General features: G+C 55.2%; 5 protein-coding genes, 1 other RNA gene and 1 pseudogene. All 7 read left to right on the top strand.

Going from position 1 to position 4,688, the window contains the following annotated elements; genetic code table 11:
- Positions 1-407 (top strand): annotated as a pseudogene (locus ABD76_RS07595) (ribonuclease R); the annotation flags it as partial.
- A gap of 267 nt (positions 408-674) precedes the next feature.
- Complete coding sequence (locus tag ABD76_RS07590; protein ID WP_006678561.1) at positions 675-875, top strand: cold-shock protein; 201 nt, start codon at positions 675-677, stop codon at positions 873-875.
- 79 nt (positions 876-954) lie between these two features.
- A complete protein-coding gene (locus ABD76_RS07585) occupies positions 955-1,176 on the top strand; it encodes a cold-shock protein (protein ID WP_197255669.1) in 222 nt (73 codons plus the stop codon).
- A 367-nt stretch (positions 1,177-1,543) separates the two neighbouring features.
- On the top strand, positions 1,544-2,359 hold the full coding sequence (locus ABD76_RS07580; protein WP_197255668.1) for an MgtC/SapB family protein: 816 nt from the start codon (positions 1,544-1,546) through the stop codon (positions 2,357-2,359).
- 222 nt (positions 2,360-2,581) lie between these two features.
- Positions 2,582-3,055 carry an SsrA-binding protein SmpB gene (smpB, locus tag ABD76_RS07575; RefSeq protein ID WP_197255667.1) on the top strand — a complete coding sequence of 158 codons (474 nt, stop codon included), beginning with the start codon at positions 2,582-2,584 and terminating at the stop codon, positions 3,053-3,055.
- A 218-nt stretch (positions 3,056-3,273) separates the two neighbouring features.
- Positions 3,274-3,640, top strand: a transfer-messenger RNA (tmRNA) gene (ssrA, locus tag ABD76_RS07570).
- Between the two features lie 331 nt (positions 3,641-3,971).
- Positions 3,972-4,688 (top strand): transposase (locus tag ABD76_RS07565; protein ID WP_197255664.1); only part of this gene is annotated, 717 nt, incomplete at its 3' end.

Genomic DNA, 4,688 nt, shown 5'->3' with positions numbered 1-4,688 from the left:
GAGGCCGCGGCCGGCGCGGGAACGAGCCGCAGGCGAATCCGTATGAGCGCAGCGCGGGCAAGCGGGCGCGCGGCAAGGGCGGCATTCGCCTCGGAGAAGGCGGCGGCAAGGCGGAGAAGGCCGGTTCGCAGCCGGACGGCGAGAACTGGGTCGATGAACTGATTGAACGGGCTGAAGCGGAAGCGAAGGAGACGCAGCGCCGCTTCGACTTCGGATCGGGACGGGGCGGATACGGCCGGCGCAGCACCGCGCCAAGCGGCGGGAAGAAGGGCCGCAAGAGCACGTCGGAGAGCGGCATCTTCATCGGCGAGCCTGCGGCCCGGGCACGGAAGCAAGCGGGCCAGGCCGCGCGCAAGAAGCGGAAGGCAAGCAGCCAGACCGCCAAGTTCGTGCGGAAGAAGCGGTAAGGAATGAGTCGGCAAGGCGGCCCTTCGGGGCCGCTCCTTTGGCCAATCTCCATCCAAATTCCCCTTTTGCTGAAAAAGTTTTCTAAATGCATTTGCTATTTATAATTGAATGTGTTATACTTACATTGTTGTTAAATTTGAACCGCTATTCACATATTGAAAAGGGTATCATTTTACACAATGGAACTTTTTTCAATATGTGAATTTTTTTATATCTGATGTAAAAAATGGATCATATTCATTTAATATTTGGAGGTTTGTTTATCCATGCAAACAGGTACAGTAAAATGGTTTAACGCAGAAAAAGGCTTCGGTTTCATCGAAGTCGAAGGCGGCAGCGACGTATTCGTACACTTCAGCGCAATCAACGGTGATGGCTTCAAGTCCCTGGACGAAGGCCAACGCGTACAATTCGATGTGGTACAAGGCAACCGCGGACCACAAGCTGAAAATGTAACCAAGCTGTAAGTAAAAGCCGGGCTGCTCTGAACGTATGTGAGGAGCAGTTCTTTCTTTTGGTCCGATTATCAAAAGGAGGGGTATCAATATGAATTATCGCAAGAAGCCAGTAGAGGAACTTCCGGTGGAGAACACGCCCATCTGGTCGTGCACGAATGAGGACTGCAACGGCTGGATGCGGGACAATTTTGCCTTCGAACTGGAGCCGACTTGTCCGATGTGCTCCTCTGCCATGGCGCGTGATATGAAAATGCTGCCTTTGCTTGTCAATACGAACGGCGATTCGAAAGCCAAGAGGTCGGACGAATAGCCGGACGCTATCCTCCTCTGTCCTATCAAGGAGCTGACTGACGGTGGGCTTCTTGTACAGCAGGGGATGGTTCCTTTGTTGATGAATCGGAAATCCATGCAGTTGCAGGTTGTATGCGAGGGCCTTCCGCTTATGCGGTTGGCCCTTGCTGCGTTGGGGTGAAGCACTCTTGCTCCGCTAATGGTTCTCTCCATACGCCTGTGCAGCTTGAATTGTCTGTTCGCCAAGCAGCCATGAGATGGTTCGGTTTTGGGCATTCTAAGGAGGCAGGCCCACGCTCCCGCGCGATGCAAACGGTTCTAATTCGCCAGCATACATATGGTATAATATACATATTGTTGGGAGAGGAAGGGCAAGGTGATGGCAGATGACTCCTGCGGATATTTCTCTGGTTGATGTGGTGCTTCGCATGGTGCTGGCCGTCGTGCTAGGCGGCTTCATCGGGCTGGAACGCGAGAAGCGAAGCCAGGCCGCCGGCCTGCGCACGCATATGCTGGTGAGTCTCGGGTCGGCGCTTGTCATGTTGATCTCGGTCTACGGATTTCCCGTTCTCGACGGGCGGGACAAGGCGCAGGTCGATGTGGCCCGGATTGCGGCCCAGGTGGTCAGCGGCGTCGGGTTCCTCGGCGCGGGCACCATTATTCGCAATGGCACGAGCGTGAAGGGGTTGACGACGGCCGCTTCGCTGTGGGTGTCGGCGGCGATCGGGCTCGCTTGCGGTTCGGGCTTCATTACGGCGGCGCTGCTCGGCTGCGGGTTGTCGCTGGTCGCGCTGTGGGTGTTGAATCAGTATGATATTAAAAATCGGGTCGCTCACCGTCTTCATCTATTGGAGATTATCGCCGACGAACGGGAAGGCTGGCTGACCGCCATGACGAAGGAAGTCGAGGCTCAGGGGATGTCGGTGCGCAGCTTCCGGATGCATGCCGTGTCCGCTGCACGGGGCAAGATCTGGACTCGATGGCTGCAGCCTGATCGGGAAGAAGCAAGCGCTTCCGAAGAGCCTGATGATACGGGAGGAAGCGATGAGGAGGAGCCTGATTCTGCGAGTGAGGCGGCCGCTTCCGGTCGCTATGTGCGCATCGAGTTGAAGGTATTGGCCGAGGACATGAAGTCGATCGCCGCGTGCTCCGAACTGCTTCTCGCGAAGGAGGGCGTTCGGGATGTGCGGCTTGTGTCCTGAGGTGTTTGTTTTGGGTTGCGCGGAGGAATGATTTGTTTTGCGAGTGTCGAAGTTCGGGAATGGCGGCGGTATCGGCTTGAGTCGGATGGGGCTTTTTTGATACAATATAGTTCTAGTCCGATTGCTGTCCTGCCGATATCTGCGCCTTCCTGACGGAAGGGGTGCGGCTGAGCGGGAAGCAGAATTGGACTCATCACTGTCGTGCGTTGGAGGTCGTCGATCATGGGGAAAAAGACTGATGGCAAGGTATTGGCTCAAAATAAAAAGGCGTCCCATGATTATTTCATTGAGGACACCTATGAGGCCGGCATGGTGCTCACGGGAACCGAGATTAAGTCGCTCCGGCTGGGCAAGGCGAACATCGCAGATTCGTTCGCTACGATTCGGAACGGCGAAGTGTTCGTGCACAATATGCACATCAGCCCGTTCGAGCAGGGCAACCGGTTCAATCCGACGGATCCGACCCGGGCGCGCAAGCTGCTGCTTCATAAGGAGCAGATCAGCAAGCTGATCGGCTTGACGAAGCAGGAAGGCTATACGCTGGTGCCGCTTAAAATCTATGTGCGCAACGGCTATGCGAAGCTGCTGATTGGTCTGGGACGCGGGAAGAAGAATTACGACAAGCGCGAAGCGGCCGCCAAGCGCGATGCGCAGCGCGAGATTCAGCGAGCCCTGCGGGAGAAGCAGAAGTATTGAGCGGTATCGGTGAGATGGATGCTATCCAGTCTTCTCCCTCCTTGGCAAGAAGTGAATACCCATTGTGGGCTGATTTATGGTATACTAGATGCATCGGCCGTAACGGCTTCCCGTGGAGCTGGGCGGACGATGGAATGCAATGCACCGATGTCTCGACATCTTCATCCGAGACGGACTACCCCTTGGGGTGAAGCCTTATTCGCTTCGCTTTCGATTATGGGGGCGTTCTTGGATTCGACGGGGATAGTTCGAGCATGGGTAGCGGGTAGTGGGGACGCGTCCGCTTCAACAACGCTAACGCCAAATGTAAACGGCAAACAACAAACTTCTTACGCATTGGCAGCTTAATAACCTGCTAGCGTGCTTCTACCCTGCATCGCCCATGTGCCGGGATAGGGGCTCAACTTCAGTGGGATACGCCGCGTAGTCTCCGCCTGGGGCTAACGGAAGAAGACAATCAGGCTGACCTGTGAGAAAGCCGGTTACAGGGCGTTCCCGCAGGTGACATCAAAACTGTGACTACACCCGTAGAAGCCTGTGTGGCGTTATCTTCGGACAGGGGTTCGAATCCCCTCGCCTCCACCATGAAAGCCCAGTCCGCATGAGGACTGGGCTTTGTTATGTCTTGAAATTGTAGTCCAAATGTAGTCCAAACCATTTTTGCTTTATCATTTTGAGCCTTTTCTGTAGTCCATTGGACTACAAGCGGTTCACTTAACTTTTGATTCGGACGGTGAGGTAAGGGATTCCCCTACGAACATCAAGGGATGAGGTGGTAGTGTGGCCGGTAATATAGGGCTTGCTGAACGAAAGAAAAATCCAGTAGCAGCAAGGGTTTAGCGCCTCTTTTGTCGAATTCAAGTGCAAGGAAAACGGGTTTATCCCGTGAAAAACCGTGCACGTGGAGGTGTCCAGATTGTATCAGCGAACCGAGAGCCAAATGATCTTGCCAGGCGACTTCTTCCTTCCGTTCGGCGGGAAGCTTGCGGAAGATAACCGCTGGGTATTGCTGGCCCAGATGATTCCGTGGTGGAAGCTCGAAGAGAAATATGCGAAGAACTTTAAGAAGAGCCTCAAGGGTCAAAAGGCCGTATCGATCCGTGTCGCGCTCGGCGCCCTCATTATTCAGGAGCGGCTCGGCACCGACGATCGGGAGACGCTTCGTCAGATTCTGGAGAACCCGTATCTGCAGTACTTCCTCGGTCTGCCGGAATACCAGTACCGCCGTCCGTTTCACCATTCTCTCATGACACACTTCCGCAAGCGGCTGGGCGGCGAGATCCTTGATGAAGTGAATGAGTGGATCGCCCTTGAAGAAGCGCGCAAGTCCAGCGAATCGGATGATTCATCGGACGACAATGAACCTGGCAGCGGAACTGCCGCAGCGTCCGACGAGCCGTCAGAACCGCAGCCGCGGCAGATGGAACTGACGAACGAGGGCGAACTGCTGCTGGATGCGACCTGCGCGCCGGCGGACATCGCCTACCCGACGGATCTGTCTCTTCTGAATCAGGCCAGAGAAAAGCTGGAGAAAATCATCGACATCCTGCATGAACCGGAACGCGGAAAGACTCGCAAGCCAAGAACATACCGGGAGCGTGCCCGCAAAGCCTATCTGGCGATTGCCAAGCAA

This window comes from Paenibacillus dendritiformis, from assembly GCF_015845845.1.
GTDB lineage: Bacteria > Bacillota > Bacilli > Paenibacillales > Paenibacillaceae > Paenibacillus_B > Paenibacillus_B dendritiformis_C.
The sequence above is the reverse complement of the archived record's forward strand: the minus strand, read 5'-3'. Positions and strand labels throughout refer to the sequence as shown.